At 69.6% G+C, this 4,191-nt stretch carries 5 protein-coding genes; 1 reads left to right on the top strand and 4 read right to left on the bottom strand.

Translation table 11 applies throughout. From position 1 onward, the window contains the following. Positions 1-188: 188 nt before the first annotated feature. The 4 genes from ACN675_RS28080 to soxR all read right to left on the bottom strand — a co-directional run bounded on the left by ACN675_RS28080 (position 189) and on the right by soxR (position 3,183). A complete protein-coding gene (locus tag ACN675_RS28080) occupies positions 189-1,892 on the bottom strand; it encodes an urease subunit alpha (protein WP_420753936.1) in 1,704 nt (567 codons plus the stop codon). A 4-nt stretch (positions 1,893-1,896) separates the two neighbouring features. Next, on the bottom strand, positions 1,897-2,265 hold the full coding sequence (gene ureB / locus ACN675_RS28075; protein ID WP_420753935.1) for an urease subunit beta: 369 nt from the start codon (positions 2,263-2,265) through the stop codon (positions 1,897-1,899). A gap of 10 nt (positions 2,266-2,275) precedes the next feature. Further along, complete coding sequence (locus tag ACN675_RS28070) at positions 2,276-2,578, bottom strand: urease subunit gamma (protein ID WP_068160404.1); 303 nt, start codon at positions 2,576-2,578, stop codon at positions 2,276-2,278. Between the two features lie 155 nt (positions 2,579-2,733). Continuing rightward, entirely contained in the window at positions 2,734-3,183 is a 450-nt protein-coding gene (soxR, locus tag ACN675_RS28065; RefSeq protein WP_197252623.1) for a redox-sensitive transcriptional activator SoxR, read from the bottom strand. Between the two features lie 109 nt (positions 3,184-3,292). On the opposite strand from soxR, the gene ACN675_RS28060 reads away from it, so the two are divergent. Beyond that, on the top strand, positions 3,293-3,769 hold the full coding sequence (locus ACN675_RS28060; RefSeq protein ID WP_420753934.1) for a nitroreductase family deazaflavin-dependent oxidoreductase: 477 nt from the start codon (positions 3,293-3,295) through the stop codon (positions 3,767-3,769). Positions 3,770-4,191 lie beyond the last annotated feature (422 nt).

Below are 4,191 nucleotides of genomic sequence, written 5' to 3'. Positions count from 1 at the left end.
CCGCCTCCACGAGCGTCACCGTCCGCAACCGGGCCGCGATGTATCCCGGCACGTCCGCCGGCGGCAACCCGGCCCGCAACGCCGGTTCCAGGCCCGCGGACTGGGTGTGCGCACCGGTCGGCAACCGCGCATCGGCGAGCAACGCCAACAACAACGACTGCGACGGCACCGTCGACTCCCGGCCCACGTCAGAACAGCGAATACAACTGGGCGAGCGGCAGCCGCTCGGCCGGCGCGGGCACGATCCGTTCCCCGTCGATGTCGATCTCGAACGTCTCCGGGTCGATGTCGATGCGCGGCAACACGTCGTTGTTGCGCATCTGCGCCTTCCCGACCCCCCGCGTGTCGGCCACCGCCACCAGCGGCCGGCGCATCCCGAGCCGATCCGCCAGACCGTCCTCGATCGCCGCGGGCGACACGAACGTCACCGACAGGTCCGCCCCGATCGCATCGGTCAGCGCCGGGCGCTGCAGCACCGGCTGCGGCGTCGGGATCGAGGCGTTCGGGTCACCGAGCGCACCCCACACCAGACCGCCGCCCTTGAGCACGGCACTGGGCCGCACCCCGAACAGCTTCGGCTCCCACAACACCAGATCCGCGATCTTCCCGACCTCCACCGAACCGATGTGCGCATCCACACCGTGCGCGATCGCCGGATTGATCGTGTACTTCGCGACATACCGGCGGGCCCGCTCGTTGTCCGCCGGCAACGCCGACCCCAACGACCCGCGCCGCGCCTTCATCACGTGCGCCACCTGCCAGGTCCGGGTGATCACCTCGCCGATCCGGCCCATCGCCTGCGCATCCGACGACGTGATCGACATCGCCCCCATGTCGTGCAGCACATCCTCCGCGGCGATCGTCGTCGCCCGGATCCGCGACTCGGCGAACGCCAGATCCTCCGGCACCTGCGGATTGAGGTGATGACACACCATCAGCATGTCCAGATGCTCGGCGACGGTGTTCACCGTGTGCGGCAACGTCGGATTCGTCGATCCCGGCAGCACATAGGGCTCACCCGCCAGACGCATGATGTCCGGGGCGTGCCCACCGCCGGCGCCCTCGGTGTGGAACGCGTGGATCGACCGGCCGCCGATCGCCTCGATCGTCGACTCCAGGAACCCCGCCTCGTTCAGCGAGTCCGAATGCAACGCGACCTGCAGCCCCCACTCGTCGGCCGCCCGCAACGCCGCATCCAGCGCCGCCGGCGTCGACCCCCAGTCCTCGTGCACCTTGAAGCCCGCGGCCCCGGCCAGCGCCTGCTCCGCCAACCCCTCCATGCTCACCGTGTTGCCCTTACCGAACAGCAACACGTTGACCGGCAACGCCTCCAGACTCCGATGGATCGTGCCCAGATGCCACTCGCCCGGCGTCACCGTCGTCGCCTTCGTGCCCTCCGACGGGCCCGTCCCGCCCCCCGCGATCGAGGTGATCCCGGTCGCGAGCGCCTCGTGGATCTGCGACGGGGAGATCAGATGCACGTGCGTGTCGAAGCCGCCGGCGGTGAGGATGCGGCCCTCACCGCTGATGATGTCCGTGGACGGCCCGATCTGCAGATCCGGATGCACCCCGTCCGCGATGTCCGGGTTCCCGGCCCGGCCCAGCGCAGTGATCCGCCCGTCCCGGATGCCCACGTCCGCGCGGACGACACCCCACCAGTCCAGCACGATCGCGTTCGTGATCACCGTGTCCGGTGCGCCCTGCGCGCGGGTCGTCGACCCCTGCGCCATGGATTCGCGGATGGACTTGCCGCCGCCGAACACCGCTTCCTCGCCGCCGACGGTGCGGTCCTCCTCGATCTCGATCCACAGATCGGTATCGCCGAGACGGACCTGGTCGCCGACGGTGGGACCGTAGAGCGCGGCGTAGCGCTCCCGTGAGATGCGAACCATCGGTTCAGTCTCCGTTCTGCTCGGAAAGGGGGCCGTCGAGCGCGCCGTCGTCGGGGACGCCGATCACGATGCCCGGTACCCGCCGCGCGCCGCGCAACGCGACCGCCTGCACGGTGCGGGACGCGCCCGGCTCGAAACGGTGGGAGGTGCCCGACGGAATGTCGAGGCGGAATCCGTGCGCGGCGTCCCGGTCGAACTCGAGCGCCGGGTTCGCATAGGGCAGATGCAGGTGCGAGCCGATCTGCACGGGACGGTCGCCGGTGTTCACGATGACCAGTTCCAGGCGCTCGTCCGGTTCCCGGTCGGCGTTGAGTTCGATGTCGCCGTCGCGGACGCGGATCGCTCCGGGGCCGGTGGTGTTCAGGCCTGCCATGGCGTGCTCCTCAGGCGATCGGCTGGTGGATGGTGACGAGTTTGCGGCCGTCCGGGAAGGTCGCTTCCACCTGGACGTCGGGGAGCATCTCCGCGACCCCGTCCATCACGTCGTCGCGGGTCAGGACCTCACGGCCCGCGACCATCAGTTCGGCGACCGACAGGCCGTCGCGGGCGCGTTCGATCACCCAGTTGGTGAGCAGTGCCGTGGTTTCCGGATAGTTGAGCTTCACGCCGCGTGCGTGCCGGTCCCGGGCGACCATCCCGGCGACGGCGAGCAGCAACTTCTCCTGTTCGGAGGGCGTCAGATGCATGGGGCCTCCTCGGTGCGATCGCAGCGTGTCCGGTACGCCCGGATACTGCGCGCCAGCATATGCCCACTCATGTTTCACCCGCGTTTCCACGGTGCGGCTCCGCCGCCGGTGTGGCGTTGTGGCGGTCCCAGGCGCCACAACGAGACACCGGGGGATCAGCGGTCGTGCAGGTGCAGGCGGCGCGGACCCGGACCCTGCTGGGCGAGCACATCACCCGGGTTCGCCAGCGGGCAGCTGCTCAGGCTCAGGCAGCCGCAGCCGATGCAGCCGGAAAAGCTGTCGCGCAGCTCGGTCAGTTCCTCGATGCGTTCGGTGAGCCGGTCGTGCCAGCGCTGCGACAACCGCGCCCAGTCCGCGGCGGTGGGCACCCGGCTGTCGGGCAGCGAGTCCAGCGCGTCACGGATCTCGTCGAGCGACACCCCGACGCCCTGCGCGACGCGGATGAACGCCACCCGGCGCAGGGTGTCGCGCCGGTACCGCCGCTGATTGCCGGACGTGCGGCGGCTGGTGATCAGGCCGCGTGACTCGTAGTAGTGCAACGCCGAGACGGACACGCCGGAACGCTCGGACAACTGCCCGGGTGTGAGCCACACGGACGCGGTCATCGGCACCGTCCTCGGATTCGGGGGAAGCACGTCGAGCATCTGCGGTGCACAGTACCGACTTGTCGGAGATTCTGGACCACGGCAGAACATCCGTAGCCCGGGAGGTCCCGTGAACGCCGACATCCCACCCGAGCGACCCGTTCGCCGCTACCGGCGGGGTCGTGCGCACCGCCTCGAGAACATCGTCATGAGTGCACTCGTCCGTCTGGGCCTGATCCCACACTCGTACCTGCTCACGACCCGCGGCAGGCGCACCGGCCGGCCGCGATCGAACCCGGTCACCGTCGTCGAACACGACGGGCACCGGTGGCTCGTCGCCCCGTACGGCGCCGTGCCCTGGGTGCACAATGCGCGCGCGGCCGGGGTGGTGAGACTGACCCGCCGGTGCACCACCCGCAGCTACACGGTCGAGGAAGTGTCCGCGCGCGAGGCGGGACCGGTCCTCGCGCGGTACGTGGCCGTCGCGTCCGCCGCGCGCGGCTACTTCCGGGCGGATCCGGGCGCGCCTGCCGCGGAGTTCGAGAAGGAAGCCGGGCTGCATCCGGTGTTCCGGCTGACCGAGGTGCCGGAACGCGGAGGGGAGTGACACCCCGGTTGTGTCACTGTGACGGATTGGTGGAGGAGCGGGCGCAGTCGGGGAGAGGTGGGGCCGCACCGAGGCGCCTGGTGGGGTGGGTGCCCGTACCGGAAGGTACGTGATGCATCAGGGCTGGGTCGCCCGGCCGGATCCCGGAGGGAGTGTGTGGCGCGGCGGAGGGCGGTCTGTTCCGGTTTGCAAACGATCCGCGCGAAAGTCTACGAACGAAAAGGGAAGTGCGACAATATGTTTGATGGATAACGGTGATTATCCATCATTGAGATTCATTCATCATGGAGGTGGATACGGTCGGCGACCCGGGTGGGGGCGGGCGATTGCGGAGTGCGTCTGTCGGCCGCAGTCCTGCGTCTACGACGACCGCGAACCCTGCATGCGCCATTGTTCGAACGGCGCCGAATGCGCGCCGGTTG

Source organism: Rhodococcus sp. O3 (assembly GCF_048897285.1).
In the GTDB taxonomy this organism is placed as follows: domain Bacteria; phylum Actinomycetota; class Actinomycetes; order Mycobacteriales; family Mycobacteriaceae; genus Rhodococcus.
This window is presented reverse-complemented; position numbering and strand designations above follow the sequence as displayed.

Excerpts from the sequence above, each read along its gene's own strand:
- ACN675_RS28070 (WP_068160404.1), bottom strand. The coding sequence starts at position 2,578 with ATGCATCTGACGCCCTCCGAACAGGAGAAGTTGCTGCTCGCCGTCGCC.
- soxR (WP_197252623.1), bottom strand. The coding sequence starts at position 3,183 with ATGACCGCGTCCGTGTGGCTCACACCCGGGCAGTTGTCCGAGCGTTCC.
- ureB (WP_420753935.1), bottom strand. The coding sequence starts at position 2,265 with ATGGCAGGCCTGAACACCACCGGCCCCGGAGCGATCCGCGTCCGCGAC.
- ACN675_RS28080 (WP_420753936.1), bottom strand. The coding sequence starts at position 1,892 with ATGGTTCGCATCTCACGGGAGCGCTACGCCGCGCTCTACGGTCCCACC.